This window comes from Diaphorobacter limosus, assembly GCF_033100095.1.
In the GTDB taxonomy this organism is placed as follows: domain Bacteria; phylum Pseudomonadota; class Gammaproteobacteria; order Burkholderiales; family Burkholderiaceae_C; genus Alicycliphilus; species Alicycliphilus limosus.
In genome coordinates this window covers 1,961,378-1,988,372 of sequence record NZ_CP136921.1, presented here as the reverse complement: position 1 = coordinate 1,988,372, position 26,995 = coordinate 1,961,378, and the positions used below count along the sequence as shown (strand labels likewise).

Here is a 26,995-nt window from a genome sequence, read left to right as displayed (position 1 = left end):
ATATGAAGACCCGCATCACAGAGCTCTTCGGCATAGAGCACCCCATCATCCAGGGCGGCATGCATTACGTGGGCTACGCCGAGCTGGCATCGGCCGTGTCCAACGCCGGCGGCCTGGGCCTGATCACGGCGCTGACGCAAAAGACGCCCGCGCTGCTGGCGCAGGAAATCGCGCGCTGCCGCGAGATGACCGACAAGCCCTTTGGCGTGAATCTGACCTTTCTGCCAGCGGTGAACGCGCCGGACTATCCGGGCTATGTCAAGGCCATCATCGAAGGCGGCGTGAAGATCGTCGAGACGGCCGGCAACAACCCGCAAAAGTGGCTGCCGACATTGAAGGATGCCGGCATCAAGGTGATCCACAAATGCACCTCGGTGCGCCATGCGCTCAAGGCCGAATCGATTGGTTGCGACGCCATCAGCGTGGACGGCTTTGAATGCGCCGGCCACCCGGGCGAGGACGATATCCCCAACTTCATCCTGCTGCCGCGCGCGGCCGAGGAGCTGAAGATTCCCTTCGTCGCCTCCGGCGGCATGGCCGACGGCCGCAGCCTGGTGGCCGCGCTGGCCCTGGGGGCCGAGGGCATCAACATGGGCACGCGCTTCATCGCCACGAAAGAGGCGCCGGTGCACCAGAACGTCAAGGACACCATCGTCGCCGCCAGCGAGCTGGACACGCGCCTGATCATGCGCGGCCTGCGCAACACCGAGCGCGTGCTGATCAGCCATGCCACCGAGCGTGTGATGGCCAAGGAGCGCGAGCTGGGCAGCGCCATCACCTTTGCCGACATCGCCCCCGAGCTCGCCGGCGTCTATCCGCGCATCATGCAGCAGGGCGACATGGAGGCGGGCGTGTGGTCCTGCGGCATGGTGGCCGGCCTGATCCGCGACGTGCCCAGCGTGCAGGAGCTCATCACCCGCATCATGGCCGAGGCCGAATCCATCATTGCCAGCCGCCTCGCCGGCCTGCTGCGCTGACCTTTTTTTGTTAGGAGCAACTTATGAAAATCCTCGTCCCCGTCAAACGCGTGGTGGACTACAACGTGAAGGTCCGCGTGAAATCGGACGGCACGGGTGTGGACATCGCCAACGTCAAGATGAGCATGAACCCCTTTGACGAAATCGCCGTCGAAGAGGCCGTGCGCCTGAAAGAAAAGGGCGTCGTCACCGAAGTCATCGCGGTGAGCTGCGGCGTGGCCCAATGCCAGGAAACCCTGCGCACCGCCATGGCCATCGGCGCCGACCGCGCCATCCTGGTCGAAACCAACGAAGAACTGCAGCCCCTGGCCGTGGCCAAGCTGCTCAAGGCCCTGGTGGACAAGGAACAGCCCGGCCTCGTCATCCTGGGCAAGCAGGCCATCGACGACGACGCCAACCAGACCGGCCAGATGCTCGCCGCGCTGGCCGACCTGCCCCAGGCCACGTTCGCCAGCAAGGTCGAAGTGGCCGGCGACAAGGTGAACGTCACGCGCGAGGTCGACGGCGGCCTGGAAACCCTGCAGCTGTCCACCCCGGCGGTCATCACCACCGACCTGCGCCTCAATGAGCCGCGCTACGTCACGCTGCCCAACATCATGAAGGCCAAGAAAAAGCCGCTCGATACGCTCAAGCCCGAGGACCTGGGCGTCGATGTGGCCCCGCGCCTGAAGACCCTCAAGGTGGTCGAACCCGCCAAACGCGGCGCCGGCATCAAGGTGCCAGACGTGGCGACCCTGGTCGCCAAACTCAAGAACGAAGCCAAAGTAATCTGAATGTTTTGCGGGACAGCCCAAGATTTGCGAAGCAAATTTGCTCTGTCCCCAACCGATAAGGAACTGATTTCATGACCGCACTCGTTATTGCAGAACACGACAACGCCTCCATCAAGGCCGCCACGCTCAACACCGTCACGGCCGCCGCTGCCTGCGGTGGCGACGTGCATGTGCTGGTCGCCGGCGAAGGCGCAGCCGCCGCCGCAGCCGCCGCCGCACAGATCACCGGCGTCGCCAAGGTACTCCACGCCGACGGCGCGTCCCTGAAGGACGGCCTGGCCGAGAACCTGGCCGCGCAAGTCCTGGCGATTGCATCCAGCTACAGCCACATCCTGTTCCCCGCCACCGCATCGGGCAAGAACGTCGCCCCGCGCGTGGCCGCCAAGCTCGACGTGGCGCAGATCAGCGACATCACCAAGGTGGTGGCCGCCGACAGCTTCGAGCGCCCGATCTACGCCGGCAACGCCATCGCCACCGTGCAGTCCGCCGACGCGGTGAAGGTGATCACCGTGCGCGGCACCGGCTTTGACGCCGCCGCCGCCAGCGGTGGCAGCGCCGCCGTGGACAGCGTGGCCGCCGTGCAGGATGCCGGCAAGAGCAGCTTCGTCGGCCGCGAGGTCACCAAGAGCGACCGGCCCGAGCTCACGGCCGCCAAGATCATCGTCTCGGGCGGCCGCGCGCTGGGCAGCGCCGAGAAGTTCAACGAGGTCATCACCCCGCTGGCCGACAAGCTGGGCGCGGCCATCGGAGCCAGCCGCGCCGCGGTGGACGCGGGCTACGCCCCGAACGACCTGCAGGTGGGCCAGACGGGCAAGATCGTCGCGCCCCAGCTGTACATCGCCTGCGGCATCTCCGGGGCCATCCAGCACCTGGCCGGCATGAAGGACAGCAAGGTCATCGTGGCCATCAACAAGGACCCCGAGGCGCCTATCTTCTCCGTGGCCGACTACGGGCTGGAGGCCGATCTGTTCACGGCGGTGCCGGAGCTGGTCAACGCGCTCTGACCACTCGCCACCGTACCGGGGTATCGCGTGCGATGCCCTTTTTTCAGCTTCAAGGAGGAACGCATGAGCCGTACATTCCACCGTCGCCACTGGCTGGCCCTGGCCGCTGCCACGCTGGCTGCCACCGGCATGCCCGCCTGGACCCAGGCGCAGAACTTTCCAGCCAAGCCCATCACGCTGATCGTGCCCTTCCCGGCGGGTGGCTCCACCGACCGCCACATGCGCCTGCTGGCCGAGCTGGCCGGCAAGCAGCTGGGCCAGCCCATCATCGTGGACAACAAGCCCGGCGCGGGCGGAACGCTGGCGCCCGGCGCCATGGCGCGCACGGCCAAGGCCGACGGCTACACCATCACGCAGTTCCCCATGTCCATGCTGCGCATGGCGCATATGCAGAAGACGGCCTGGAACCCGCTCACCGACTTCAGCTACATCATCGGTGTGTCGGGCTACACCTTTGGCTTCACGGTGCGCAGCGACTCGCCCTACAAGAGCTTCAACGACTACATCGCCGCCGCGCGCAAAAGCCCCGGCGCGGTGGACTATGGCTCCACGGGCGCGGGCACTTCGCCACACCTCTTGATGGAGGAACTGGCCGAGAACGCCAAGGTCCAGCTCAACCATGTGCCCTTCAAGGGCAACGCCGACCTGCAGCAGGCGCTGCTGGGCGGCCATGTGTCGGCGCAAAGCGATGCCACGGGCTGGGACAAATATGTGGACGGCGGCCAGATGCGATTGCTGCTGACCTTTGGCGAGAAGCGCACCCAGCGCTGGCCCGAGGTGCCCACCGCCAAGGAGCTGGGCTATGGCGTTGTCTCCACCTCGCCCTATGGCCTGGCCGGCCCCAAGGGCATGGACCCGGCCGTGGTGCAGAAGCTGCACGACGCCTTCAAGAAGGCCATGGACGACCCGCGCCACGCCGAGCTGATGCTGCAGCTGAACCAGGACGCCTGGTACCGCTCGGGCGCGGACTTTGCGCAATGGGCCCGCGAGGCCTTTGCCAAGGACAGGCTGCTGATCGAGCGCCTGGGCCTGGCAGCCAAGTAGCCCTGGAGGCGGGCGGGGTTGCTGAACTGCGACGCACAGACATACACAAAAGCAATCGTTGCAGTCGATTTGGGTATTGGACGTGGCCGCCGACCCCGTCCCACAATGGCAGGCACAACTATTCATTCCAAGGAGACAAAAGCACATGACCAACCTTTCCCGCCGTCAATGGATGAGCCACGGCCTGGCCGTGGCTGGCGCGCTGGCAGCGCCGCAATGGGCGCTGGCACAGGCCAAGTACCCGGCCAAGCCGGTGCGCGTCATCGTGCCCTTTGCGGCCGGCGGCACGACCGACGTGGTGGCGCGCCTGGTGCTGCAAAAGCTCGGCGAGCTGATGGGCCAGTCCTTCATCGTGGACAACAAGGGGGGTGCCAACGGCATGATCGGCACGGCCGAGGTGGCGCGCGCCGCGCCCGACGGCTACACCCTGCTGCTGAACACCGCCGGCGCCCAGACCCTGAGCCCGGTGATCTACAAGGCCGGCTACGAGGCCCTGGCCAGCTTCGAGCCCATCACGCATATCTGCGATGTGAGCTTCGTGGTGATTGCGCGCAAGGATCTGCCGGTGAACAACATGCAAGAGCTGATCAAGCTGGCGCAGGGCAAGCCTCTGTCCATGTCCTCGGGCAGCGCCATGATCAACCTGATGAGCGAGGAGTTCAAGCGCCTGATCAAGGCGCCGCAGACCATCAACGCCCAGTACAAGGGCACGGCGCCGCAGATGCAGGCCGTGGTGGCCGGCGAGGTGGATTTCTCGCTGGACTCGTTTGCCTCTGTGGAGATGATCCGCGCCGGCCGCGTGAAGGCGCTGGGCGTGCTGTCGTCGCAGCGCGCGGCCTCATTCCCCGACGTGCCCACACTCAAGGAGCAGGGCGTGGACGGCATGGAGTTCGCGTCCTGGGCCGGCCTGCTGGCGCCCAAGGGCACACCCAAGGACATCGTCGATCAGCTGGCCCAGCAGATGGACAAGGTCATGCAGATGCCCGATGTGATCGCCAAGCTCAAGTCCTACGACTACATCCCGCGCCACACCACGCGCGAGGAGTTCGCCCGGCTGATCGACGCGGACAACAAGCGCTGGAAGCGCATCGTGGCCGAGACCGGGTTCAAGATCAATTGATGTCGGGCTGGGTCGGGCCCGCCCGAGGACGGCCGCGCCAGGCCCGGCATGGCGCGGGCCTTGATGCCATTGCCAGCGTCCGAGCGCTCAGTCGACGGTGATGTGGTTGGTCTTCACCACCTGCGCCCAGCGCGCGCGCTCGGCCGCCACAAAGGCGGAGAACTGCGCCGCGCCGCTGCCCACGGGCGTGAGCCCGAGTTTTTCCAGGCCGCTCTTGGTGTCGGGCAGCGCCAGGGCCTTCTGCACCAGCTCCTGCAGCCGGGCGACGGTGGCGGCAGGCGTGCCCGCGGGCACGAAGAAGCCGTTCCATTCCTCGACCTCGAAGTCTTTGATGCCCGATTCGCGCACCGTGGGCACGCTGGGCAGCTCGGGCATTCTTGCGCGGGAGGACACGGCCAGGGCCTTGAGCTTGCCGGCCTTGACGTAGCCCAGGCTCGATGCCGCGTTGGCGAAATACACGTCCACCTGGCCGCCCATCACATCGACGATGGCCGGCGCGCCGCCCTTGTAGGGCACATGGACTGCGTCGATCTTGGCGCCGATCTTGAGCAGCTCTCCCGCCATCTGTGCCAGGCTGCCCGGCCCGTACGAGGCATAGGTGTGCCTGCCGGGCTGGGCCTGGGCGGCGCGCACGAAGTCCGACAGGTTGTTGTAGGGCGCGGCCGGCGCGGCCACCAGGATGTTGGGCACGCGTATGGCCTGGGATACCGGGATGAAGTCCTTCGCCGGGTCGTAGGGCAGCTTGCGCAGCGCCGGGTTGATGGCGAACGAGGATGCGTCGTACAGCACGGTGTAGCCGTCGGGCTTGGCGCGGGCCACGGCGGTCGCGCCTATGGAGCCGCTGGCGCCGGCCCGGTTGTCGATCACCACGCTTTGGCCCGACACCTGGCTGATGCCCTGGGCAATGATGCGGGCCGCATTGTCCGCGCCGCCGCCGGCGGCAAACGGCACCACCACGGTGATGGTCTGTTCGGGGTAGCCGGCGGCATGCGCGCCGCCATGCGCCAGGGCCAGGGCGGCCAGCAGCAAACCAGTCTTTTTCATCTTCCTCACCTTTTCCTTTGCAAGATCAATCATCGAATCCATAGAGTGCGGCCGCATTCGCGGCCAGCACGCGCGCGCGCGTGGCGGTGTCGGGTATCCAGCGGCCCAGCAGGACCAGCAGCATCGCGGTGTCGGGCGGATTGGCCGTTTCGGTCACATGCGGCCAGTCGCTGCCCCAGACCAGGCGCTCGGGCGCCTCGCTCACCCAGGCGTGGGCCAGTGCGTCGCTGTCGGCGTAGCCGGTGGCCAGACCCGTGGCGCTGTTCAGGTAGGGGCCCGAGAGCTTGACCCAGGCGCGGCCCCGCTGCACCAGGCCGCGCACCACGTCGAAGGCCGGGTGGCCCGTGCCTTCGCGCAGTGGCAGCCGCGCCATGTGGTCGAAGACCAGGGTGCAGGGCAGGCGCTGCAGCAGCTCGCGCTGGTCCGCGATCTGGTCGGCGCGCCAGTGCAGCTGCACATGCCAGCCCAGCGCGGCCACGCGCCGCGCCAGCGGCTCCAGCATGTCCAGGCGCACCATGGCGTCGCGCTCGGTGTAGAGGGAGAAGCGGATGCCGCGAATGCCGCCGTCGTGCAGCGACTGCAGCATGGCGTCGTCCACATCGGGCCGCAGCACCGCGATGCCGCGCGTCTGCCGTGGCCCGAGCACGCGGATGGCGTCCAGCGTGACGCGGTTGTCCGTGCCATGGGCGCGCGGCTGCACGATCACCGCGCGCTCAAGCCCCAGGCGCTGGCGCAGCGCCAGGTAGTCGGCCGCGGTGGCACCCGTGCGCATGGCGTGCGGCGCCGCGGCCGGAAAGCGCGGGTCGAAGACGTGCAGGTGCGCGTCGCAGGCGCCGGCCGGCAGCCGGGGCGGGGCCGGGGTCACGAGGCTGCACCCGAGGCGGTGGGTTCCTTCAATGCCGCCGTGTGCTGCCCCAGCGTGGGCGCCGCAAAGGGCGCGGGGCCGGGCGTGCGGCTGAAGTCCAGCGGGCCGGCAAAGCCGCGGTAGCTGCCAAGCGTGGGGTGCTCGAAGCGCGCTATCAGGCCCTCGGCCAGCACCTGCGGGTGCTCGAACATGTCTTCGACGGCGCGCGCCGCGGCGCAGGGCACTTCCTCGCCGAACAGGGCCTCCCATTCGAGCGCCGTGCGCGCGGCCAGCGCCTGGCGCAGCAGCGGCACCAGTTCGGCATGGTGCTGGGCGCGCTTGCGCACGCTGTCGTAGCGCTCGTTGCCGGCCAGCTCGGGCAGGCCCACCTTGTGGCACAGCGCGGACCAGAAATGCTGGGTGTTGGCCGACAGGTAGATGTGGCCCTGCCGGGTGGGGTGGATGCCGGTGATGCCGCCCGAGCGCATGTCGCGCCCGCCGACGTCGCGCGGCTCGCCCTCGGCCCAGACCAGGCGGGCCGACTGCATGGTGAGCGCGGCGCGCAGCAGCGACACGCCCACATGCTGGCCCAGGCCGCTTTTCTCGCGCTCGTACAGGGCCGAGGCCACGCCGCCGGCCACGAGGGCGGCGGCGTAGTAATCGACCACCGAGCCGTAGAGGATCTCGGGCGGGCCGCCGGCCTTGCCCTGCATGGCGCACATGCCGGTCATGGTCTGCAGCACCTGGTCGTAGCCGGCCTTGGCCTTCAGCGGGCCCTTCTGGCCGTAGCCGGTCACGCTGCAGTAGATGAGGCGCGGGTGCAGCGCGATGAGCTGCTCGAAGCCTATGCCCAGCCGCTCGGGCACGCCGGGGCGGAAGTTGTGCACCAGCACGTCGGCCTCGCGCACCAGGCGCATCAGCGCGGCGTGGTCGGCCTCCTGCTTGAGGTCCAGCACCATGCCCCATTTGCTGCGGTTCACGCCGACGAAGGCGCGGCTTTCGGCCTCCAGCGTCGAGGGGTACTTGCGCAGGTTGTCGCCCACGGGCGGCTCGATCTTGATGACCTCGGCCCCCTGGTCGGCGAGCAGCGAGCAGCCGTAGGGTCCGGCGATATAGGCGCTGAGGTCTAGCACGCGCACGCCGCTCAAGGGGCCGCGCGGGCCCTGGCGCTGGATGGTTGATGGATTCATTTTTCAGTCAAATTCCCTGGTTAGCTATATGCCTCAGACCGATCCGCAAGCCCTCACCCCTGCCCTCTCCCAGAGGGAGAGGGAGTAAAACCGGCGCAACCAGTCGCCCTCGCCCCTCTGGGGAGAGGGAGGGGTGAGGGGCGTCTGCGACATGTGCATAGTCAGGTCAGATTGGCATATAACGTAGGCGCAGAAAGCGCGGGTAGCTATGGTTTTTAAGTCATCAATCGGCGGTGATATTGCGTTCCTTGGCCAGCGCCTGCCAGCGCTTCACGTCCTGCTGGATGGTGTCGGCAAACTGCGCGGGCGTGACGGGGTTGGCGATGGCGCCTTCGCGCAGGAAGCCGGCCTTGATCTCGGGCTTGGCCAGCACCTGGTTCACGGCCTGGTTGAGCTGGTTCACGATGGCCGGCGGCGTGCCCGCGGGCGCCAGCAGCCCCCACCACAGGCCGAATTCGTAGCCCGGCACGGCCGTGGCCATGGGCGTGAGGTCCGGCGCGATGGGGCTGGGCGTGAGGCTGGTGATGCCTATGGCGCGCAGCTTGCCGCCGCGCACCATGGGCAGGATCGACGGGCCGCTGGAGATCATCATCTGCACCTGGTTGCCGATCACGTCCGTCACCGCCGGGCCCTGGCCCTTGTAGGGCACATGGGTGATGTCCAGGCCCGGCACCATGGAGCGCAGCAGCTCGGTGGCGAAATGGTTCACGCTGCCGGTGCCCGAGCTGGCGTAGTTGTACTGGCCGGGGTGGGCCTTGATCTCGCGCACCAGCTCGGCGGGCGTTTTGGCCGGAAAGTCCTTGTTCACCGCCACCACGAACGGCCCCTTGGCGAACATGGCCACGGGGGCGAAGCTCTTCACCGGGTCGAACGGCAGCCTGGTCTGCACGGCGGCGTTGGTGGTCATGCTCGACGACACGGCGACCAGGGTGTAGCCGTCCGGCGCGGCCTTGGCGACATAGCCGGTGCCGGTGTTGCCGCTGGCGCCGGGGCGGTTGTCCACCACGATGGGCTGCTTGAGCAGGTCGCCCAGCTCCTTGGCCACCTGGCGCGCGAACACGTCGTTGGAGCCGCCGGGCGGGTAGGGCACGACCATGGTGATGGGCCTGGCGGGGTAGGACACGTCGGCGGCGTGGGCCAGGCCCGAGAGCGCGGCGAGCGCGGCGGTGGCGGCGAGGGCGGCAACGGCGAATTGGCGGCGCGATGGCGTCATGGGTGTGTCTCCTGGAGTTGCTTGAGGGTCGGTCGGAAATCAGTCGGCAATCAGTCCGGCGGCGCGTGCGCTGGCCACGATGGCTTCGGCGCGCAGCACGAAGGGGCGGTCCACCATCTTGCCGTCCACCATGTAGGCGCCCACGGCGTTGGCGTCGGCCTCCCGCGCGGCCTGCAGCACGCGCTGGGCCTGGGTGATTTCGGCCTCGGTGGGCTGGTAGACGCCGTTGGCCAGCGCGATCTGGCTGGGGTGGATGCAGCTCTTGCCGATGAAGCCCAGGCGGCGCGAGAGCTCGGCCTCGGCGCGGAAGCCCTCGGCATCGCGGACGTCGGCAAAGGCGCCGTCGTAGGCGAACACGCCGGCCTCGGCGGCCGCCATGCGCACGGCGAACAGGGCCTGCTGCACGGCACTGGGCTCGCGCCGGTGCACGCCATAGGGCTCGAACAGGTCGCCCAGGCCCAGCTGCAGGCCGGCCACGGACGGGTGGGCGCAGGCCAGCGCGGCGGCGCGGCGCAGGGCCTTGGGGGTTTCGATGTTCAGCAGCAGGCGCGGTGGCTCCTGCACGCCGTTGGCCCGGGCCGCCTCGGCGATGCGGGCGGCGGCCTCGGCCACGGCCTCGGGGCCGTCGGGCTTGGGCAGGTTCAGCAGGTGCAGGCCGGGCCGGACCACTGCGGCGACGTCGGCGGCGAAGTGCGGCGTGTCCATGGCGTTCACGCGCACGATCAGCGTCTTGCGCGTGGCCAGGGCCTCGGGGCTTTGCAGGAAGGCGCCGAGCAGCGCGCGGGCCTCGGCCTTGCGCGGCTCGGCCACGGCGTCTTCCAGGTCGAACGACAGCGCGTCGGCCGCGCCGGCCAGGGCCTTGGCGAACAGCTCGGGGCGGGAGGCGGGAACGAACAATTTGCTTCTCATGCGGCCATTGTGGGGCACAAGTAAGCAAAGAAAAACACGGTTAATATTGCTTCAAACGATAGAAAAACTATGGAAACGGCATATCTGGAGAGCTTTTTGCTGGTGGTGGAGACCGGCTCCATGGCCGAGGCGGCGCGGCGCCTGAACATCACCGCGGCGGCGGTGGCGCAGCAGATCCACGGCCTGGAGCGCGAATTCCACGCTCCGCTGCTGGCGCGCGCCGGCCGTACGGTGCAGCCCACGCCGGCGGGCCACCGCCTGGCGCACAGCGCCCCGGCGCTGCTGCGCGAACTGGCCAACGCCAAGACCCAGGTGAACGCGGCCGGCGCGGCGGGCGAGCTGCTGATAGGCACCATCAACACCGCGCTGCACAGCCTGCTGCCGGACATCCTGTCGGGCTTCGTCGCCCGCTGCCCGGACGCCAAGGTATTCCTCGAATCGGGCACCACGCGCCAGCTCTACCAGGCGGTGCAGCAGGGCCGGCTCGATGCCGCCGTGTGCCTGTATCCCTCGTTCGCGCTGGCCAAGACCTTCGACTGGGCGCTGCTGCGCGAGGAGCCGCTGGTGCTGCTGGCGCCGCGCAGCCTGGCGCACCTGGAGCCACACGCGCTGCTGCGCGGCCAGCCTTTGATCCGCTATGACCGCCAGCTGGGCGGCGGCCAGATGGTGGAACGCTACCTGCGCGCGGCGCAGATCGCCCCGCGCGAGCGCTTCGAGCTCAGCTCGCTGGTGGCGATTGCGATGATGGTGGACAAGGGCCTGGGCGTGGCCCTGGTGCCCGACACCGCGCTGGCCTGGCCCGACGGCCAGGGCGTGGTGCGGCTGGCCTTGCCCATGCAGCAGGCGGAGGTACGGCGCTTTGGCGTGCTCTGGCTGCGCGCATCGGCGCGGCTGCCGCTGATCCATCACCTGGTGGACTGCGCCCGCGCCGTGGTCGCCGAGCGCGGCGGGCCGCAGGCACCTCCCAGATGAAAAGGGAGCAGGCGTGTGGCCCGCCGTTCGATGGGGATGTCACGGCTTCGCCTGCTCCATGCCGAAGGCTGCCGGCGGCGGCGTGCGGCCCAGTTCCTTGAGCACCTTCAGCGCAATGGCCATGCCGGTATTGCCCGCAGGCACACCGGCGTAAACCGCCGTTTGCAGCAGCACTTCCTTGATGGTGTCCACGTCCAGCGGCGCGGCCTCGGGATCGTCCGGGTCGGCCAGCAGGCCGGTGCGGATATGCAGTTCGAACTCCTCCCAGCGGCCCATGGCGGCGGTGATGGCCAGCACCATGATGCGGCGGGTGCGCCTGTCCAGCCCCGGACGGCTCCAGATGCCGTCCCAGGCATAGCTGGTGATCATGCGCTGGAACTCCGCGTTCAGCGCATTCGCGCGGGCGATGGATTGCTCCACCCACTCGTCGCCCAGTACGCGGCGGCGATTGTCCAGGCCACGTCGCAGGCTGTCCTCAGGGGTATCGGTCATGGGCTTGGTGCTCCTTGGTTGTCCTATCTTGCAACAGCGTCTCGCAGATGCCTCGGCGTCCGTAGCCCCGTCAAACGTTCTGCATGCGTGTCTTATGCCGCGCCGCCCGAGCCGCGCGTGCCCGAGGATGGAATCGGCAGCCCCAGCATGGCGCAGGCGACGGCCTCGCCGACCTTGATGCCGTCCACGCCGGCCGAGAGGATGCCTCCGGCGTAGCCCGCGCCCTCGCCTGCGGGGTACAGGCCCTCCGTGTTCAGGCTTTGAAAGTCGTCGCCGCGGTCGATGCGAAGCGGGGCCGAGGTGCGCGTCTCCACGCCCGTGAGCACGGCATCCGCCATGTCGTAGCCGCGGATCTTGCGCGCGAACGCCGGCAGGGCCTCGCGCATGGCGGCGGTGGCGTAGGCGGGCAGGGCGTCGTGCATGTCGATCAGGGTCACGCCGGGCTGGTACGAGGGCTGCACCTCGCCCAGCGCCGTGGACGCGCGCCGCGCGAGGAAGTCGCCCACGCGCTGGGCCGGGGCGTTGTAGTCGCCGCCGCCGAGCACGAAGGCGCGCGATTCGAGTTGGCGCTGCAGCACGATGCCGGCCAGTGGGTGCGTCTGGCCTGCTGCCAGGGCCTCCACGCCATGGGTGGCGCCCAGGGCGGCCTCGAAGGCAGCGGGGTCGCGCGGGTAGTCGGCCGGCTCCACGCCCACCACCATGCCGGCGTTGGCGTTGCGCTCGGCGCGCGAATACTGGCTCATGCCGTTGGTCACCACGCGGCCGGGCTCGCTGGTGGCGGCGACCACCGTGCCGCCGGGGCACATGCAGAAGCTGTAGACGGTGCGGCCGCTTGCCAGTCCGTTCTTCGCGTGGTGCACCAGCTTGTAGTCGGCCGCGCCCAGCAGCGGGTGGCCCGCGTGCCTGCCCCAGCGCGCGCGGTCGATCACGCCTTGCGGGTGTTCTATGCGCACGCCGATGGAGAACGGCTTGGCCTGCATGGCCACGCCGCGTTGGTGCAGCATGGCGAAGCTGTCGCGCGCGCTGTGGCCCAGGGCGATGACGGCGTGCGACGTGGCCAGCTCGTACTCCTGCCCCGTGTCCAGGTCGAGCACGCGCAGGGCGCGCAGGCGCCGGTCCTGCAACACCACGTCCCTCACGCGCTGCTGAAAGCGCACCTCGCCGCCCAGGGCGATGATCTGCGCGCGCAGCTCCTGCACCATCTTCACCAGGCGGAAGGTGCCGATATGCGGGTGGGCGGTGTACAGGATTTCGGGCGGGGCGCCGGCGGCGACGAACTCCTGCAGCACCTTGCGCCCCAGGTGGCGCGGGTCCTTGATCTGGCTGTAGAGCTTGCCGTCGGAAAACGTGCCGGCGCCGCCCTCGCCAAACTGCACGTTGGACTCGGGATTGAGCTCGCGCCTGCGCCACAGGCCCCAGGTGTCCTGGGTGCGCTCGCGCACGGCCTTGCCGCGCTCCAGGACTATGGGTTTGAAGCCCATCTGCGCCAGCACCAGCGCGGCAAAGATGCCGCAGGGGCCAAAGCCCACCACCACCGGGCGTTCTTGAAAGCCTGCCGGCGCCTGGCCCACGGGGCGCCAGGCCATGTCGGGCGTGGGCTGGATATGCGGGTGGCCGGCGTGCTGCGCCAGCAGGGCGGATTCCTGCGCGGCATCGGCCAGGGCTACATCGACGATGTACACGGCCAGCAGCTCGGCCTTGCGCGCGTCAAAGCTGCGCTTGTGCACCCGCAGCGTGGCGATGGCCTCGGGCGCCAGGCCCAGGGTCTGGGCGGCCAGGGCGTGCAGGGCGGTGTCGGGGTGCTGCTCGGGATCGAGCGGCAGGGCGGCCAGGGGCAGGCGCAGTTCGGACAGGCGGATCATGGCTTGGGTCTATCAAGCAAAAGGGGGCGCCATGGTAGCACCATGGCCCCGATAAATTTGAATCAAATATGGCTGTAGCGCTTTGTGGGTAAGCGTAAACAGCTATCAAATAAATAGTAAAACGGATGCTGTCAAAACCACGGGTCGAAATCGTCCTGCTGCTTTTGCAGCTGTCGCTCGGCCTTGATCCAGTCCTTGATGGCGGCCGGGTCGGCGCGCAGCCCGTTCAGCTCCCTGGTCAGGCGCAGGTTTTCGCGCTCCAGCACCTGCAGATCGGCGCGCAGATCGCGCATCAGGCCCGCGGGCTTGAGGCGCTGGTAGGGGTCGAGCCCGAACTCCATCATGAAATGGCCCTCCACCTCGTTCACCTCCTGCTGCAGCTCCTTGAGCTGCTCGGCCAGCACGCGGTTGTAGTGTTTCAGGCGCTCCTCGCTCAGGCCGGCGATGTGCTCGGGGTCGATCTGCTCTATCTCCAGCTGCAGTTGCAGCAGGTCGAGCAGCTTGTTGTTGGCGTAGGCCTGGTTGACGCGCTGCATTAGTGCCGTCTTGCGCTCGCGCTCGGCGGGGTCGGTTTCGCGGTCCGGGTGCAGGCTGCTGGCGAGCTTGCGGTAGATCTCGCGCACCGACTGCGTGGCCTGGGCGGCCTCTTCCTGCGCCTTGCGCTCGCGTGCGTTGGGCTTGGCACGGCGCTTGGCCTGGTGTGCCTCGCGCTGCTGCTCGGCCTGGGCGCGCTGGGCCTGCATCTGTTGTTCTATGCGGCGCAGCAGGTCCTCGGGCGACTCCGTGTCCTTGCCCTGCAGATCCAGATCCACGCCAAACAGGTCGCGCACCATGGCCTGGGCCATCTCCTTGGCCACCTCGTTGTCCTCGGCCTCTTCGGCGTCGTAGTCGCCGCCGCTGTGGCGGTTGTAGATGTCCTTGAGGCCGGCGCGCGTGGCCTCGTCGGGCACGGCGTCGATCAGATCGGCGACACGGTCGGTGATGCCCTCGCTCAGCGTGCGGCGCGCGGCCTTGCTGAGCTTTTTGTCATCGCTGGCCGCGTCCAGGTGCTGCACCAGCTCGACCAGCAGGGCGATATGCGAGCCCCGCAGCGGCACGACTTCGCGCGCATGGCGCTCGCGGTAGGCCGCGATGGCCTCCTGCCAGGCGCTGAGCAGCGCACGCTCCTCGTTGATGCGCTCGATATGGCGATTGAACTTCTTTTGCTGCGCCGAGAGTGGCGCTGCACTGGGAGTTTGCGGGATGCGGACAGGGGTGTGGCGTGGCGCGGTCATGGTGGGGCGATTGTGCCTATGCGCCATCGCCCCGGCGCCATCGCGACCTCATGCGGTGGGCAAAAAGCCCTCCACCGACAGGTAACGCTCGCCGGTGTCGTAGTTGAAGCCCAGCACGCGGCTGCCGGCGGGCAGCTCGGGCAGTTTTTGCGCAATCGCCGCCAGCGTGGCGCCGCTGGAGATGCCCACCAGCAGCCCTTCCTCGCGTGCGGCGCGGCGGGCGTATTCGCGCGCCGGCTCGGCGTCCATCTGGATCACGCCGTCCAGCAGGCTGGTGTCCAGGTTCTTGGGGATGAAGCCCGCGCCCAGGCCCTGGATGGGGTGGGGGCCGGGCTGGCCGCCGGAGATCACGGGCGACAGCGCGGGCTCCACGGCAAACACTTTGAGCTGTGGGAAGCGCTCTTTCAGCACGCGCGCGCAGCCCGTCAGGTGCCCACCCGTGCCGACGCCGGTGATGAGCACGTCCAGCCCATCGGGGAAGTCGGCCAGGATCTCCTGCGCTGTGGTACGTGCATGGATGTCGGCGTTCGCCGGGTTGTCGAACTGCTGCGGAATCCAGGCGCCGGGCGTCTGCGCCTTGAGCTCCTCGGCGCGGGCGATGGCGCCCTTCATGCCTTTCTCTTTGGGCGTCAGATCAAACTGCGCGCCGTAGGCCAGCATCAGGCGGCGGCGCTCGATGCTCATGCTGTCGGGCATCACCAGGATCAGCTGGTAGCCCTTGACGGCGGCCACCAGCGCCAGGCCGATGCCGGTGTTGCCGCTGGTGGGTTCGATGATGGTGCCGCCGGGTTGCAGGGCGCCGGACTTTTCGGCGTCCTCCACCATGGCCAGCGCGATGCGATCCTTGATCGAGCCGCCGGGGTTGGCGCGCTCGGACTTGATCCACACGTTGGCCCCGGGGCCGAACAGGCGGTTGATGCGGATATGGGGCGTGTTGCCAATGGTTTGCAGGACGTTGTCGGCGCGCATGGGGTCTCCGATGGGTGAGGGGCGGAATGCCTGGCCGCTGATTGTGAAGCAGTTGTTGCGACGCGTCGCGATAACGATATGCCCTGGCCGCCATATGCCGCCGGTGCGCCCTTGCGCGCGGCAGCGCTGGGCAATGGACGCGTCGCCCCTGGTAGGCTATGCCCCATGACCCTATTGCAGTCCACCATGCTCATGCTCACCATCAGCTGCGCGCTGATGCTCGTTGGCTTTTCGGCACGCGAGTCGCGCTGGGGCCCGGCGCTGATGATGCTGGGCATAGTCGGCGCGCTGCTGCTCATTGCCTACAACATCTATGAGGTGTTGCACGGAGGGTGAGACAATCACCCCCGTGAAGCCCACCAGACCGCCGCTGGTGCAATCTGGGAAACCAGGCACTGGAGGAACGTCCGGACTGCACAGGGCAGCGTAGCAGCTAACGGCTGTCCACCGTGAGGTGAGGATCAGAGCAACAGAGACGAGTCCGATCGGGCATGGCCACCGGAGGTGTTCTGTGAGGCGCCAGCGCAAGCTGGCGAGAGGACAGCGCAAGCTGTCCGAACCCGGCGCAAGCCGGGTCCGAACAGCCACCCCGAGCGGGCACGCCCGCTCGGGGTGAAACGGGCAATCTCTACGCGCAGCAACACCAAGTAGGCACATGTTGACGGGGCCCCCGGAGTGTGCGGGTAGGTGGCATCGAGCCGGTGGGGCGACCCCCGGCCCAGAGTAATGGCGGTCACATGCGGGCAACCGTATGCACAGAATCCGGCTTATCGGTGGGCTTCACACTTTTCATCTGGCGGCGCCGCCTGCCGGTAGAAGGCGTCGATCGCCTCCACCATTTGCGTCAGGCCCGGCTGCTCCAGCGGGTAGTGGCCGGCGCCCTCCAGCATCACGGTGCTGACCGGCACGCGGGTGATGCGCCGCAGGAATGGCTGGCTCAGGTGCAGCGGCGTCCAGCGGTCGGCCGCGGGCTGGGTCAGCAGCACCGGGCAGCAGTCGAAATCCTCGGGCGCGGTTTCGGGCCCGAAGTTCAGGTAGGAGCTCAGAAACGCCAGCGTCATGGCGTTGCCGGCCGAGCGCCTGTCGCGCAGCCAGACCCTGAGCGCCGCCGGGTCGTTGACCAGGGCGTGCATCTTGCTCGCCAGCCTCATCGGCAGGCGCAGGCGCTTGAGTGGGCTGCGTGCGCCCCGCTGCACCAGCGCGCCGCCGACGCGGCTCATCAGCACATTGAGCGCCGTCTCGTCGCGCACCTGCTGCGATTGCTGGTCCAGAAAGGTCATGCCGACGATGGCCCGCACCTGCTTGCTGCGCTGGGCGATATGCCAGGCCAGCATGCGCCAGCGCGGCGACGGCGCGCACGATGAGCTGGTGTTCGAGCCGCCCGATGATCTGGAGCCCGCTTTGCAGCGCTTTGTCGTCGAGCGCGCCATGGGCGCCTGCGCGCGCCTGTTGCGCGACGTGCTGGGCAGCGGCCTGGAGCTGGCCGGCTGCACGCTGCGCTACGGCGCGCCGCCGCCGGGCGCGGCACCCGCGCGACTGCTGGGCGCGCCGGTGCGCTACCACGCACAAGACAATATCCTGCGCCTGGCGCATGCCCATCTGCTGCAGCCCCTGCCGCAGGCGAATGCGGTGACCGCCGCCATGTGCGAGCGCCTGTGCGCGCAGCTGCTGCAGCGCCGGCGCACCCGCATCGACACCACCGCGCTGGTGCGCGAACACCTGGCGGGCCTGCCGCCCGGCCAGGCGCCCGACCTGGCGGCGCTGGCGCGGCTGCTGGGCGTGAGCGACCGCACCCTCAAACGCCGGCTGCAGCAAGAGGGCAGCTCGTTTCGTGCCCTGGCCCAGGCGGCGCGTCATGCCCGCGCGCAGGCGCTGCTGGAGGCCGGGCACCTGAGCCTGACCGAGATCGCCGCCGAGTTGGGGTTTGCCGACCTGTCCTCGTTCTCGCAGGCGTTCAAGCGCTGGAGCGGGGCGGCGCCCAGCGCGCGTTGAGACTGGACTAAAACCGCTCCCAGGGCTGCAGGTAGCGCCACTGCCCCTCGGGCAGCTTGGCCAGCGGCAGGCGGCCTATGCGTATGCGCTTGAGGGCCACGACGCGCAGGCCGACGGCCTCGCACATGGACGGCACTTGCCCCGGGCGTATGCCCTTCAGGGCAAAGCGCAGCCGGTTCTCGTTCTGCCAGCTGACCTTGATGGGCGGCAGCGGCCGGCCGTTGAAGGACAGGCCATGGCACAGCAGGGGCAGCCCGCCCTCGGCGATCTGGCCCGCCACCTCGACAATGCATTCCTGCTCCAGCGTCTCGATGTCCTCGTGCAGCTTGCGCGCGATGCGCCGGTCCTGCGTGTAGACCACCAGCCCGCTGGCCTCGGTGGGCAGGGGCGTGAAGCATTCCAGCTGTTTGAAGTGGCGCTGCAGCACGCGGATGCCCGATGCATCATCTGGCAGGTGTGATGCGGTGTTCAGCAGCGTGGCGGCCTGTGGCGCGCCCTGGCTGCGACTGCCCTGCGGGCCAGCGCCGCCGCCCAGGCCGGCCTCGAAGCCCGGCGGCTTGTGCAGCAGCAGCGTGACGGGTGTCAGTGCCAGCGGGCTGGCATCGGGCGCCACGGCGACGTCCTGATCCGGGCGCACGCGGGCGCCAGGGGCCTCCACGACCTGGCCGCCGACGCTGACAAAGCCGCCTTCGATGTACTGCTCCGCCGTGCTGCGTGAGCAATGCAGCTGCTCGGCCACGCGCTTGGCAAGACGAATGTGCTCAGTCATTGCCGGGTTCGAGCATGCGTATGCGCTCCACATGCGCCAGCAGCGAGCGCTGCGCCACCGGCCACATGCGCTCGGGCACGTCGTCGTAGGCCAGGCGCACCCAGTCTTCCATGCTGCCATCGGGCTGGGCCTGCATGGCGGCCAGCACCTTGGCCTCGCGCGCCAGGCGGTGGGCCTTCAGGCGGGCGATGGCGGCGCGCGCCTCGCCCAGCACATAGCCGTGGGCCGGGGCGATGAAGTCCACGTCATGCTCGGCGCACAGCGCATCCAGGCGGTCGAGCGAATCCAGGTAGTCGGCCATGTTGCCGTCCGGCGGGTCTATGACCGTGGTGCTGCCGTTGAGGATGTGGTCGCCCGAGAACAGCAGGCCGTCCTCGACCAGCAGCAGGCACACGTGGTTGGCCGCGTGGCCGGGCGTGTGCACCACCTGCAGGGTATGGGTAATTTTGCCATCTGGCCCTTGTCCTTCAAGCGTGAGCAGCTCATCATTTTGTAGTGAACGGTCGGGTGTGAACTGGCTGGCGGCGCGCGCCGTGGGGGCTGACGGCAGGCCCAGCACGGGCGGCTGCGGGCGCCCGGCGGCCGCCACCATGGTTTGCAGCGGCGCGGCGCCCGGGGAATGGTCGGGGTGCGAATGCGTGCAGACGATCATGCGAATGTCGCCGCCCGCGGCGCGCCACAGCCGCTCCAGATGCGCCTTGTCGGCCGGGCCGGGGTCGATGGCGATGTAGCCCGTGCCGGGGTCGCCCACCAGGTAGCTGTTGGTGCCCGGGCCGGTCATCACGCCGGGGTTGGCGGCGGTCAGGCGCTGCAGGTTTTTCAGGAGCTGCACCGGGGTTTCGCTCTGCCAGTCCAGCACATGCTCGCCGCGGCCGTTGGGTGTGACCAGGGCCAGCTCGCCATAGGGCGCCTCATGCTCCATGAAGCGCGCCTCCTTGCCCGCCAGCAGGCCCGAGCGCGGGCTGCTGGCCCACAGCGGCTGCTCGCCCGCGACGGCGGCCAGCACGGCATCCACGTCGGCAAACTGCGCCAGGCGCTGCAGCGTGCGTATGGTCGGGAAGATCATGAAGAACTGCCCGGCCTCGTGCCGCGCCAGGGCGTCTGCTGGGCGCACCCAGACGGGCTCGAACTGCTCGGACTCGTCGGCCACCGGCTCCTGCCCTTCGGGCATGCGCGCCACCAGAAAGGGCACGGCGAAGCGCTTCGGTAAATTGCGGTCGGCAGTCCAATGCGCCAGCTGGTAGACCTTGTCGGCCGCCAGGCGCAGGCCGCGCGCGGCGCATGCGGCGGCAAACGTCGTCTCCGGCGGCAGCTTGCGCGCAATGGCGGCAATGTCGGCGGCGTCGGCCCAGCTGCCATCGGCGCGGCGCGCCAGCAGCACGCCCAGCTCTTCAAAGCTCTCGCGGATGGCGGCCATGGCGTCGGTCAGGCGCGCGTCGGTCTGCGTGGGGCGGCGGTCGGCCAGCGCGTGGCTGGCGCCGTCGCCGTCCTGGGCCTCGATGCCGCCGCCGGGAAAGACATAGGCGCCGGGGACAAAGCTGGCCTTGTCCGATCGGCGCGTCATCAAGACCTCCAGCACCGTGCCGCCGGCGACGGGGGCATCGCGCAGCAGCAGCACGGTGGCGGCATTCAGGGGCGTGACGGGTTCACGGTGGGGGTGGAGTTGTTGGCTGAGGCGTGGCATCGGCGCATTATGGGCAAGCCAGGGTGATCGCGCCGATGCGGCGCGGATAATCGCGCCCCATGCACATCCGCTTTACCAAGATGCAAGGCGCGGGCAACGACTTTGTGGTGCTCGACGAGACGCAGGAAATCCTGGGTCTGACGCGCGCGCAATACCGCTTTCTGGCGGACCGCCATTTCGGCGTGGGCGCCGACCAGATCCTCAGCGTGCGCCCCTCGCCCGCCCAGGGCATCGATTTTGAATACCTGATCCACAACGCCGACGGCGGCCAGGTGGAGCAGTGCGGCAACGGTGCGCGCTGCTTTGCGCGCTTTGTGCGCGACAAGGGGCTGACCCACAAGGACGAGATCCGCGTGCAGACCATGGCCGGCGTGATCGCGCCCAGGCTGGAGGCCGACGGCCGCGTGACAGTGGACATGGGGCGCCCGGTGCTGGAGCCGGAGCGGGTGCCTTTCGATGCCACCGGTCTGCAGCCCGTGACCCAGGGTTTCACACAAAAATGGCCTCTGACGTTTGATGGTCAAGCGCATGAAGCTACTGTTTTTATAGTGCCGATATCCATGGGCAACCCGCATGCCGTGCAGCTGGTGGATGACGTGGACACCGCCCCTGTGGCCCAGACCGGCCCGCTGATCGAAAACCACCCGCGCTTTGCGCAGCGCGTGAACGCGGGTTACTTGCAGATCATCAGCCGCGCCGAGGTGCGCCTGCGCGTGTACGAGCGCGGCGCCGGCGAGACCCTGGCCTGCGGCACCGGCGCCTGCGCTGCGGTGGTGGCCGGCATTGGCCTGGGCCTGCTGGACGGACGCGTTGACGTGCACACACGCGGCGGCCTCTTGAGCATTGCCTGGGCCGGCGGCGTGCAAGACCCGGTGCTGATGACCGGCCCCGCCGTGACTGTTTTTGAAGGCCAGATAGCCATTCCAGACCTACCATGAACCATTCTTCCGTCACCCCCATCACCGAAGACGACATTGCCGATTTCCTGGTCAACACGCCGGGTTTTTTCGAGCGCCACGCCGAGCTGCTGTCGGCCGTCACCATCTCCAGCCCGCATGGCCAGCGCGCCGTGAGCCTGCACGAGCGCCAGGCCGAGATGCTGCGCGAGAAGATCAAGGGGCTGGAGCACCGCGTCATGGACATGGTGCGCCACGGCCACGAGAACACCGCCATCACGCACAAGATCCACCAATGGTCACGCGAGCTGCTGGCGGTGCAGGACGTGGCCGAGTTGCCGCAGGCCGTGGAGCAGGGTATTCACCGGCTGTTCGACGTGCCGCAGGTTGCGCTGCGCCTGTGGGGCACGGCTGGCATGCATGCCGATGCGCCTTTCACCCACGGCGCGAGCGAGGATGTGCGCTCCTTCGCCTCGTCGCTGACCATGCCGTTCTGCGGCCCCAACCTGGGCTTCGAGGCCACGGCCTGGCTGCCCCAGGCGGGCCAGGCGCAGTCGCTGGCGCTGCTGCCGCTGCGCCGCGGCGCCATCGACAGCGCCGATGAGCCGGCCTTTGGCCTGCTGGTGCTGGGCTCGCCCGACCCGCACCGCTTTGAGGCCACCATGGGCACGGACTACCTGGCGCGCATTGCCGAGCTGGCGAGTGCCGGGTTGACACGCCTGCTCTGAAAAAGAGAGTTGTCAGCGCTGATGTAGAGCGGGTTATCAGGGGTTTTGTATCTGAAATCATTGCATGAAAAGCGCAACAAGCTATGAAACCCATAGTGGTTGAACCCGGCCCGCAGCTGCCGCCCGAGGCGCTGCGCTACCTGGAGCATGCGCGCGTCGAAAAGCGCCTGGCCGCGCGCACCCTCACGCTCTACACCCTGGACCTGCAGCGCCTGGTGGCCTTTGCCGCGGGTGTGGATCTGCCGCTGTTGCGCCTGCAAAGCGCGCATATCCGCCGCTTTGTCGCGCAAATGCACGCCGGCGGGCGCAGCGGGCGCGGCATCGCGCTCATCCTCTCGGGCTGGCGTGGCTTTTTCACCTGGGCCGCGCGCCAGGGCCTGGTGCCGCACAACCCGGTGCAGGACGTGCGCGCGCCCAAGGCGCCCAAGCCGTTGCCCAAGGCCCTGGGCGTGGACGACGCCGTGCGCCTGGCCGAGCATGCGGCGACCCGCGCCGACCCCTGGCTGGAGGCGCGTGACGCGGCCATGGTGGAGCTGCTCTACGGCTGCGGCCTGCGCGTGGGCGAGCTGGTCGGCCTGGACCTCGTGCCCAGCCCGGCGGCGCACAGCCAGGGGCGCGGCTGGATCGATCTGCAGGCGCGTGAGGCCCATGTCTTCGGCAAGGGTTCCAAGCGCCGCAGCCTGCCCGTGGGCCAGGCGGCAGCCCGGGCGCTGGCGCACTGGCTGGCACTGCGCGAGCAGCCCTTTGGCCCAGCCGGCGCGGCGCGGCTGGATGGCGCGCTGTTCCTGGGCCGGCGCGGCGCACGCATCACGGCGCAGACCGTCTGGCTGCGGCTGCGCCAGCGCAGCCAGGGCGCGGGGCTGACCACGCCCGTGCACCCGCACATGCTGCGCCACTCGTTCGCCAGCCATCTGCTGCAGTCCAGCGGCGACCTGCGCGCCGTGCAGGAGCTGCTGGGCCACGCCAGCATCACCACCACCCAGGTCTATACGCGGCTCGACTTCCAGCACCTGGCCAAGGTGTATGACCAGGCGCATCCGCGGGCGCGCAAAAAGCCCGAGTCTTGACCAGGGTTTGCGCATGCCGGGCGCCGCCGTGGGATAGTGCCCGTTTTTCAACAAGGAGAACCCCACCATGGCAGACGCTTGGCTTACCACCTTGATCACCGACACGCCCCAGCAGGGTTTCGAGCTGGCCATCGCCCTGAGCCGGCGCGGCGTGAAATACACCCAGCCCGACGCCGAGGTGCTGCACAAGCTGCGCCCCGAGTACTCCACCAGTTCGCACGAGCTGACGGCCGCCTCGCAGGTGATCGCCATCAACTTCCAGACCGTGGCCGCGGCCAACAATTACTGGCGCAAGTAATGGCTTGACAGGCTGGCTACACTGAAGACCTGGTTTGTTTCGCGGCGGCCATCCGGTCGCCGTTTGCTTTTGTCGACGGAAATACCTGTATGTCTTTAATCCCCGCCACCATCCTCACCGGCTTTCTTGGCTCGGGCAAGACCACGCTGCTCAAGCGCGTGCTCACCGAGGCCCATGGCCAGAAGATCGCCGTCATCGAAAACGAGTTTGGCGAGGAAAACATCGACAACGACATCCTGGTCACCGACAGCCAGGAGCAGATCGTGCAGATGAGCAACGGCTGCATCTGCTGCACCATCCGCGAAGACCTGCGCGAGACCCTGCAGCTGCTGGCCGCCAAGCGCCGCAAGGGCCTGCTGCAGTTCGACCGCATCGTCATCGAGACCACCGGCCTGGCCGACCCCGGCCCCGTGGCCCAGACCTTCTTCATGGACGATGAGATCGCCGAAACCTATCTCATCGACTCCATCATCACCCTGGTGGACGCCAAGCATGCCCAGCAGCAACTGGACGAGCGCCAGGAGGCGCGCCGCCAGGTGGGCTTTGCCGACCAGATCTTCCTGTCCAAGACCGACCTGGTGAGCGAGGGCGAGAAGGACGCGCTGATTCACCGCATCAAGCACATGAACCCGCGCGCGCCGATACGCGCCGTGCACTTTGGCGAGGTGCCCCTGAGCGAGGTGCTGGATCTGCGTGGTTTCAACCTCAATGCCAAGCTCGACATCGACCCCGACTTCCTCAAGGAGGACGACGAGCACGGCCACGAGCATGTGCACGACGAGCATTGCGGCCATGAGCACCATGACCATGACCATGGCGAGCATTGCAGCCACCCGCACCACCACCGCCATGACGACGATGTGAAGAGCTTCGTCTACCGTGCCGAGCGCGCCTTCGATCCGGCCAAGCTGGAGGACTTCCTGGGCGCCATCGTCAACATCTACGGCCCGCGCATGCTGCGCTACAAGGGTGTGCTGCACATGAAGGGGACGGAGCGCAAGGTCATCTTCCAGGGTGTGCATCAGCTCATGGGCAGCGACCTGGGGCCGCAGTGGGCCGATGGCGAAAAGCGCCTGAGCAAGATGGTGTTCATCGGCATCGACCTGCCCCAGGACATCTTCCTGCAGGGGCTGGAGCAATGCCTGGTGCCTTGAAACGCAATTTTTGTAGGGGATCTGCAACGGTTTGGCCACGGGCGGCCCGGCTCTATACAATCGCGCCCCGGCAAAAATGCCATGCCATCCGCGCCGTGCCGCTTCAGGGGTTGGGCCCCATGAGCAGCCGGATCCGTACGAATTGCCAGGAGCGAGCCAGTGACCATCGACTCCAGCCAGACCAGGGGCGCGACTTGCTATAGTCCCCAGGTTTGGGCTTGCCCGCAATTGACCGTACCATCACCGGCCCGTACGCAGGTGCCGATACCTGCATAGCCAGCTTTATTTAGACCATGACTACGACCCTGCAAACCTCTGTGGCGGCCGCCAAGAAAGATCCCAAGCTGGCCAACAACTGGAAGACCAAGTCCGCCGAAGAGCTGTCGGACGCGGAAGTGCTGTCCATGCCCGACAGCGAGTACATGAACGACAAGCAGATGGCGTTCTTCCGCCACAAGCTGGTGCTGCTCAAGCGGGACATGCATGCCAATGCCGGCGAGACCACCGAGCATCTGCGCGAGGACACCGTGGTCGTGCCCGATCCGGCCGACCGCGCCACCATCGAGGAAGAGCATGCCCTGGAGCTGCGCACGCGCGACCGCGAACGCAAGCTGCTCAAGAAGATCGAGCAATCCATCGCCCGCATCGACGCCGGCGACTATGGCTACTGCGACGAGACCGGCGAGGCCATAGGCGTGGGCCGCCTGATCGCCCGGCCCACGGCCACGCTGTCGCTGGAGGCGCAGCAGCGCCGCGAGCTCAAGCAAAAGATGTTTGGCGATTGATGTGAATCACACCCCCCTGAGGCGCTGCGCGCCTTCCCCCCGCTCTCGCGGCGCTGCGCGCCGCGGGCAGGGGGACGCCGCCCGTGCGGCGGGGCGGCCCTTGCACGGCGGCCCTGGCCTGGGGCACGCCAGTTTCATGCCGGCCTGCACCATGGAGCAGCGCGCGCTTGAGGGCGCATAAAGGCGCACCACTTCAAACCATGAGCAAGGACGACACCCCGGCACCTGGTGGACTGCTGTCCAAGATGGTGAAGTTCGTGCGCAACCCCACGGTCAACTGGTCTGACCTGGACTCGCTCGAAACCGACCGCGACAGCCAGTACAGCAAGCAGATGCTCAAGGAGATGATCGAGCGCAAGCGGCGCAACGACTTCGTGCGCAAGCGCGAGTTCGATCAGCTGCGCAAGCTGCGCCAGCGCGAGGCCCAGGGCGGCCGGCGCCTGGACGATGCCTTGGCGCGCGCCTCGTTCTTCTCGACCAGCATGACCTCGCCCGACGAGCGTGCCGGCACGCTCAAGAAGATCGATGAGATCGAAGCCCAGATGTCGCAGCAATGGTGGAAGGGCAAGGAGCAGGGCGCTCCCGCCCCCCAGACGGCCAGCCAGCAGGGCGCGGCACCCGAGTCGCAGCGCATGGTCGTCGCGCCGCCCATCGTGCCGCCAAGGCCAGCCGTGGTGTTGGCAGCGCAAGCGGCGCTTGGAGACCAGGTGCACGCCTTTGCGCCCACCGCCCCGATGAGCATGCCCGCATCCCTGGGGCAGGGGGCTTTGCAGGTTCCGCCAGCGGCCGACGCCGCGATGGCAGCCGCGGTGCCCTCGCTCGTGGCCGATGCCGAGCCGTTCGAGCATGACCTCGACCTCGAAGAGGCCGCCATCCGTTTCGCCAGCGGCGACTTCGAGGGTGCCGAGGCCGGGCTCAGGGAGATCCTGACGCAGCCCCCGCAGGACGGAGCGCGGCCGGACGAGGTCTGGCTGGCGCTGTTCGACCTGTACCGCGCCACCGGTCAGCAGGATCCGTTCGACATGCTGGCCATTGAGTTTGCCGCGCGCTTTGGGCGCTCGGCGCCGCTGTGGTTCTCGCTGCCCGAGCAGCTGGGCATGCAGGCAGCCGTGGATCCGGCAACGCCCGCCGCGGCACAGTTCGAGCATGGCTGGAGCGCGCCGACCCTGCTGACGCAGCAGTCGGTGGCCGCGCTGCAGGCCTCGCTGGCGCGCGCCGCGCCACCCTGGACGCTGAGCTGGACGCGCCTGACCGAGATCGAGCCGCCGGCCATCGCCGCGCTGGCCCAGCAGTTCGAGGACTGGGCCGGGCGCGCGGTGCAGATCCGGTTTGCCGGCGTGCAGGCGCTGCAGGGCCTGCTGCAGGCAAATACCCCATCGGGCGACCGCAGCCGCGAGCCTGCCTGGTGGCGCCTGCGCATGGCGGCGCTGCGCCTGATGGGCCAGCATGACGAGTTCGAGCTGGTGGCCCTGGACTATTGCGTGACCTATGAGGTCTCGCCACCGTCCTGGCTGTCGCCGCATTGCGCCTTTAGCGGCGACGATGGCGCCGCGCCTGCGGCGCTGGAGGGCGCGCCGGACAGCGATCTGTTCATGTCGGGTTTTGCCCTGTCCCAGCCGGCGCGCACGGACGATGGCCCGGTGGCGGCATTGCAGGGCCAGATCGATGGCGATGCCACGCCGCTGCTGCAGCCGCTGGAGGCCATGGCGCCTGCGGGTGCGCCGCTGGTCGTGTCCTGCGAGCGGCTGATCCGCATCGACTTTGCCGCCGTGGGCTCGGTGCTCAACTGGGCGGCCGAGCAACAGGCCCAGGGCCGGGCGGTGCATTTCACGCAGCTGCACCGGCTGGTGGCCGTGCTGTTCAACGTGATCGGCATCAACGAGCACGCGCGCGTCGTGCTGCGCAAAAACTGATTTTTGTCCCCCACGGGCGTGG

At 68.4% G+C, this 26,995-nt stretch carries 26 protein-coding genes and 1 other RNA gene; 16 read left to right on the top strand and 11 right to left on the bottom strand.

Translation table 11 applies throughout. The annotated features are described in order from the left end of the window. Nucleotides 1-2: 2 nt before the first annotated feature. From P4826_RS09590 to P4826_RS09570, 5 genes are all read left to right on the top strand, one after another. Nucleotides 3-977 (top strand): NAD(P)H-dependent flavin oxidoreductase, encoded by a 975-nt coding sequence (locus P4826_RS09590; RefSeq protein WP_317703615.1) that lies wholly within the window; start codon nucleotides 3-5, stop codon nucleotides 975-977. Between the two features lie 23 nt (nucleotides 978-1,000). Continuing rightward, on the top strand, nucleotides 1,001-1,750 hold the full coding sequence (locus P4826_RS09585; protein ID WP_317703614.1) for an electron transfer flavoprotein subunit beta/FixA family protein: 750 nt from the start codon (nucleotides 1,001-1,003) through the stop codon (nucleotides 1,748-1,750). Nucleotides 1,751-1,821: 71 nt separating this feature from the next. Beyond that, complete coding sequence (locus P4826_RS09580) at nucleotides 1,822-2,754, top strand: electron transfer flavoprotein subunit alpha/FixB family protein (protein ID WP_317703613.1); 933 nt, start codon at nucleotides 1,822-1,824, stop codon at nucleotides 2,752-2,754. 63 nt (nucleotides 2,755-2,817) lie between these two features. Beyond that, a complete protein-coding gene (locus P4826_RS09575) occupies nucleotides 2,818-3,798 on the top strand; it encodes a tripartite tricarboxylate transporter substrate binding protein (RefSeq protein ID WP_317703612.1) in 981 nt (326 codons plus the stop codon). Nucleotides 3,799-3,943: 145 nt separating this feature from the next. Beyond that, complete coding sequence (locus tag P4826_RS09570) at nucleotides 3,944-4,918, top strand: Bug family tripartite tricarboxylate transporter substrate binding protein (protein WP_317703611.1); 975 nt, start codon at nucleotides 3,944-3,946, stop codon at nucleotides 4,916-4,918. 87 nt (nucleotides 4,919-5,005) lie between these two features. Here P4826_RS09570 and P4826_RS09565 read toward each other — a convergent pair whose 3' ends face one another. The 5 genes from P4826_RS09565 to P4826_RS09545 form a co-directional block, all read right to left on the bottom strand. Next, a complete protein-coding gene (locus tag P4826_RS09565; protein WP_317703610.1) occupies nucleotides 5,006-5,962 on the bottom strand; it encodes a tripartite tricarboxylate transporter substrate binding protein in 957 nt (318 codons plus the stop codon). A gap of 25 nt (nucleotides 5,963-5,987) precedes the next feature. Next, on the bottom strand, nucleotides 5,988-6,827 hold the full coding sequence (locus tag P4826_RS09560) for an amidohydrolase family protein (protein WP_317703609.1): 840 nt from the start codon (nucleotides 6,825-6,827) through the stop codon (nucleotides 5,988-5,990). Continuing rightward, on the bottom strand, nucleotides 6,824-7,996 hold the full coding sequence (locus P4826_RS09555) for a CoA transferase (RefSeq protein ID WP_317703608.1): 1,173 nt from the start codon (nucleotides 7,994-7,996) through the stop codon (nucleotides 6,824-6,826). Before P4826_RS09555 ends, P4826_RS09560 begins: the two co-directional genes overlap by 4 nt. 223 nt (nucleotides 7,997-8,219) lie before the next feature. Continuing rightward, complete coding sequence (locus tag P4826_RS09550; RefSeq protein ID WP_317703607.1) at nucleotides 8,220-9,209, bottom strand: tripartite tricarboxylate transporter substrate binding protein; 990 nt, start codon at nucleotides 9,207-9,209, stop codon at nucleotides 8,220-8,222. Nucleotides 9,210-9,248: 39 nt separating this feature from the next. Beyond that, nucleotides 9,249-10,118 carry an HpcH/HpaI aldolase/citrate lyase family protein gene (locus P4826_RS09545; protein WP_317703606.1) on the bottom strand — a complete coding sequence of 290 codons (870 nt, stop codon included), beginning with the start codon at nucleotides 10,116-10,118 and terminating at the stop codon, nucleotides 9,249-9,251. 69 nt (nucleotides 10,119-10,187) lie between these two features. Between P4826_RS09545 and P4826_RS09540 the strand changes: the two genes are divergently transcribed. After that, complete coding sequence (locus P4826_RS09540) at nucleotides 10,188-11,090, top strand: LysR family transcriptional regulator (protein WP_317703605.1); 903 nt, start codon at nucleotides 10,188-10,190, stop codon at nucleotides 11,088-11,090. Between the two features lie 39 nt (nucleotides 11,091-11,129). Here the strand turns inward: P4826_RS09540 and P4826_RS09535 are convergent, their stop codons facing one another. From P4826_RS09535 to cysK, 4 genes are all read right to left on the bottom strand, one after another. Then, entirely contained in the window at nucleotides 11,130-11,582 is a 453-nt protein-coding gene (locus tag P4826_RS09535) for a carboxymuconolactone decarboxylase family protein (RefSeq protein ID WP_317703604.1), read from the bottom strand. 92 nt (nucleotides 11,583-11,674) lie between these two features. Then, nucleotides 11,675-13,444, bottom strand: a complete 1,770-nt coding sequence (locus P4826_RS09530) for an NAD(P)/FAD-dependent oxidoreductase (protein ID WP_317703603.1) — start codon at nucleotides 13,442-13,444, stop codon at nucleotides 11,675-11,677. Between the two features lie 131 nt (nucleotides 13,445-13,575). Further along, a complete protein-coding gene (locus P4826_RS09525; RefSeq protein ID WP_317703602.1) occupies nucleotides 13,576-14,718 on the bottom strand; it encodes a J domain-containing protein in 1,143 nt (380 codons plus the stop codon). A gap of 48 nt (nucleotides 14,719-14,766) precedes the next feature. Next, nucleotides 14,767-15,687 (bottom strand): cysteine synthase A, encoded by a 921-nt coding sequence (gene cysK / locus P4826_RS09520; protein ID WP_317703601.1) that lies wholly within the window; start codon nucleotides 15,685-15,687, stop codon nucleotides 14,767-14,769. Between the two features lie 165 nt (nucleotides 15,688-15,852). Here cysK and P4826_RS09515 point away from each other — a divergent pair, with 165 nt between their 5' ends. The 3 genes from P4826_RS09515 to P4826_RS09505 all read left to right on the top strand — a co-directional run bounded on the left by P4826_RS09515 (nucleotide 15,853) and on the right by P4826_RS09505 (nucleotide 17,679). Beyond that, on the top strand, nucleotides 15,853-16,023 hold the full coding sequence (locus P4826_RS09515; RefSeq protein ID WP_317703600.1) for a hypothetical protein: 171 nt from the start codon (nucleotides 15,853-15,855) through the stop codon (nucleotides 16,021-16,023). Between the two features lie 15 nt (nucleotides 16,024-16,038). After that, an RNA gene (rnpB, locus tag P4826_RS09510) (RNase P RNA component class A) lies at nucleotides 16,039-16,473 on the top strand. A gap of 501 nt (nucleotides 16,474-16,974) precedes the next feature. Further along, a complete protein-coding gene (locus P4826_RS09505; protein WP_317703599.1) occupies nucleotides 16,975-17,679 on the top strand; it encodes a helix-turn-helix transcriptional regulator in 705 nt (234 codons plus the stop codon). A gap of 7 nt (nucleotides 17,680-17,686) precedes the next feature. Here the strand turns inward: P4826_RS09505 and P4826_RS09500 are convergent, their stop codons facing one another. Together P4826_RS09500 and P4826_RS09495 are read right to left on the bottom strand one after the other, a co-directional pair. After that, the gene (locus P4826_RS09500; protein WP_317703598.1) at nucleotides 17,687-18,448 is read right to left on the bottom strand and encodes an rRNA pseudouridine synthase; all 762 of its coding nucleotides are present in this window, start codon (nucleotides 18,446-18,448) and stop codon (nucleotides 17,687-17,689) included. Then, entirely contained in the window at nucleotides 18,441-20,132 is a 1,692-nt protein-coding gene (locus P4826_RS09495; protein ID WP_317703597.1) for an MBL fold metallo-hydrolase, read from the bottom strand. Before P4826_RS09495 ends, P4826_RS09500 begins: the two co-directional genes overlap by 8 nt. 59 nt (nucleotides 20,133-20,191) lie before the next feature. On the opposite strand from P4826_RS09495, the gene dapF reads away from it, so the two are divergent. The 7 genes from dapF (at nucleotide 20,192) to P4826_RS09460 (ending at nucleotide 26,973) form a co-directional block, all read left to right on the top strand. Beyond that, entirely contained in the window at nucleotides 20,192-21,070 is an 879-nt protein-coding gene (gene dapF / locus P4826_RS09490) for a diaminopimelate epimerase (protein ID WP_317703596.1), read from the top strand. Beyond that, nucleotides 21,067-21,756: a DUF484 family protein gene (locus P4826_RS09485; protein WP_317703595.1), complete on the top strand. Its 690-nt coding sequence runs from the start codon at nucleotides 21,067-21,069 to the stop codon at nucleotides 21,754-21,756. Before dapF ends, P4826_RS09485 begins: the two co-directional genes overlap by 4 nt. A gap of 83 nt (nucleotides 21,757-21,839) precedes the next feature. After that, the gene (locus P4826_RS09480; protein WP_317703594.1) at nucleotides 21,840-22,823 is read left to right on the top strand and encodes a tyrosine recombinase XerC; all 984 of its coding nucleotides are present in this window, start codon (nucleotides 21,840-21,842) and stop codon (nucleotides 22,821-22,823) included. 67 nt (nucleotides 22,824-22,890) lie between these two features. Next, nucleotides 22,891-23,121, top strand: a complete 231-nt coding sequence (locus P4826_RS09475) for a hexameric tyrosine-coordinated heme protein (protein ID WP_317703593.1) — start codon at nucleotides 22,891-22,893, stop codon at nucleotides 23,119-23,121. An 89-nt stretch (nucleotides 23,122-23,210) separates the two neighbouring features. Further along, a complete protein-coding gene (locus P4826_RS09470) occupies nucleotides 23,211-24,275 on the top strand; it encodes a CobW family GTP-binding protein (protein ID WP_317703592.1) in 1,065 nt (354 codons plus the stop codon). A 293-nt stretch (nucleotides 24,276-24,568) separates the two neighbouring features. After that, nucleotides 24,569-25,060, top strand: a complete 492-nt coding sequence (gene dksA, locus P4826_RS09465; protein WP_317703591.1) for an RNA polymerase-binding protein DksA — start codon at nucleotides 24,569-24,571, stop codon at nucleotides 25,058-25,060. Between the two features lie 200 nt (nucleotides 25,061-25,260). Beyond that, nucleotides 25,261-26,973 (top strand): STAS domain-containing protein, encoded by a 1,713-nt coding sequence (locus P4826_RS09460; RefSeq protein WP_317703590.1) that lies wholly within the window; start codon nucleotides 25,261-25,263, stop codon nucleotides 26,971-26,973. Nucleotides 26,974-26,995: the final 22 nt, after the last annotated feature.

What these genes read in the sequence shown, in the direction of transcription:
- P4826_RS09590 (WP_317703615.1), top strand. Translation starts at nt 3, where the DNA reads ATGAAGACCCGCATCACAGAGCTCTTCGGCATAGAGCACCCCATCATC.
- P4826_RS09585 (WP_317703614.1), top strand. Translation starts at nt 1,001, where the DNA reads ATGAAAATCCTCGTCCCCGTCAAACGCGTGGTGGACTACAACGTGAAG.
- P4826_RS09580 (WP_317703613.1), top strand. Translation starts at nt 1,822, where the DNA reads ATGACCGCACTCGTTATTGCAGAACACGACAACGCCTCCATCAAGGCC.
- P4826_RS09575 (WP_317703612.1), top strand. Translation starts at nt 2,818, where the DNA reads ATGAGCCGTACATTCCACCGTCGCCACTGGCTGGCCCTGGCCGCTGCC.
- P4826_RS09570 (WP_317703611.1), top strand. Translation starts at nt 3,944, where the DNA reads ATGACCAACCTTTCCCGCCGTCAATGGATGAGCCACGGCCTGGCCGTG.
- P4826_RS09565 (WP_317703610.1), bottom strand. Translation starts at nt 5,962, where the DNA reads ATGAAAAAGACTGGTTTGCTGCTGGCCGCCCTGGCCCTGGCGCATGGC.
- P4826_RS09555 (WP_317703608.1), bottom strand. Translation starts at nt 7,996, where the DNA reads ATGAATCCATCAACCATCCAGCGCCAGGGCCCGCGCGGCCCCTTGAGC.
- P4826_RS09550 (WP_317703607.1), bottom strand. Translation starts at nt 9,209, where the DNA reads ATGACGCCATCGCGCCGCCAATTCGCCGTTGCCGCCCTCGCCGCCACC.
- P4826_RS09545 (WP_317703606.1), bottom strand. Translation starts at nt 10,118, where the DNA reads ATGAGAAGCAAATTGTTCGTTCCCGCCTCCCGCCCCGAGCTGTTCGCC.
- P4826_RS09540 (WP_317703605.1), top strand. Translation starts at nt 10,188, where the DNA reads ATGGAAACGGCATATCTGGAGAGCTTTTTGCTGGTGGTGGAGACCGGC.
- P4826_RS09535 (WP_317703604.1), bottom strand. Translation starts at nt 11,582, where the DNA reads ATGACCGATACCCCTGAGGACAGCCTGCGACGTGGCCTGGACAATCGC.
- P4826_RS09530 (WP_317703603.1), bottom strand. Translation starts at nt 13,444, where the DNA reads ATGATCCGCCTGTCCGAACTGCGCCTGCCCCTGGCCGCCCTGCCGCTC.
- P4826_RS09525 (WP_317703602.1), bottom strand. Translation starts at nt 14,718, where the DNA reads ATGACCGCGCCACGCCACACCCCTGTCCGCATCCCGCAAACTCCCAGT.
- cysK (WP_317703601.1), bottom strand. Translation starts at nt 15,687, where the DNA reads ATGCGCGCCGACAACGTCCTGCAAACCATTGGCAACACGCCCCATATC.
- P4826_RS09515 (WP_317703600.1), top strand. Translation starts at nt 15,853, where the DNA reads ATGACCCTATTGCAGTCCACCATGCTCATGCTCACCATCAGCTGCGCG.
- P4826_RS09505 (WP_317703599.1), top strand. Translation starts at nt 16,975, where the DNA reads ATGGCCCGCACCTGCTTGCTGCGCTGGGCGATATGCCAGGCCAGCATG.
- P4826_RS09500 (WP_317703598.1), bottom strand. Translation starts at nt 18,448, where the DNA reads ATGACTGAGCACATTCGTCTTGCCAAGCGCGTGGCCGAGCAGCTGCAT.
- P4826_RS09495 (WP_317703597.1), bottom strand. Translation starts at nt 20,132, where the DNA reads ATGCCACGCCTCAGCCAACAACTCCACCCCCACCGTGAACCCGTCACG.
- dapF (WP_317703596.1), top strand. Translation starts at nt 20,192, where the DNA reads ATGCACATCCGCTTTACCAAGATGCAAGGCGCGGGCAACGACTTTGTG.
- P4826_RS09485 (WP_317703595.1), top strand. Translation starts at nt 21,067, where the DNA reads ATGAACCATTCTTCCGTCACCCCCATCACCGAAGACGACATTGCCGAT.
- P4826_RS09480 (WP_317703594.1), top strand. Translation starts at nt 21,840, where the DNA reads ATGAAACCCATAGTGGTTGAACCCGGCCCGCAGCTGCCGCCCGAGGCG.
- P4826_RS09475 (WP_317703593.1), top strand. Translation starts at nt 22,891, where the DNA reads ATGGCAGACGCTTGGCTTACCACCTTGATCACCGACACGCCCCAGCAG.
- P4826_RS09470 (WP_317703592.1), top strand. Translation starts at nt 23,211, where the DNA reads ATGTCTTTAATCCCCGCCACCATCCTCACCGGCTTTCTTGGCTCGGGC.
- dksA (WP_317703591.1), top strand. Translation starts at nt 24,569, where the DNA reads ATGACTACGACCCTGCAAACCTCTGTGGCGGCCGCCAAGAAAGATCCC.
- P4826_RS09460 (WP_317703590.1), top strand. Translation starts at nt 25,261, where the DNA reads ATGAGCAAGGACGACACCCCGGCACCTGGTGGACTGCTGTCCAAGATG.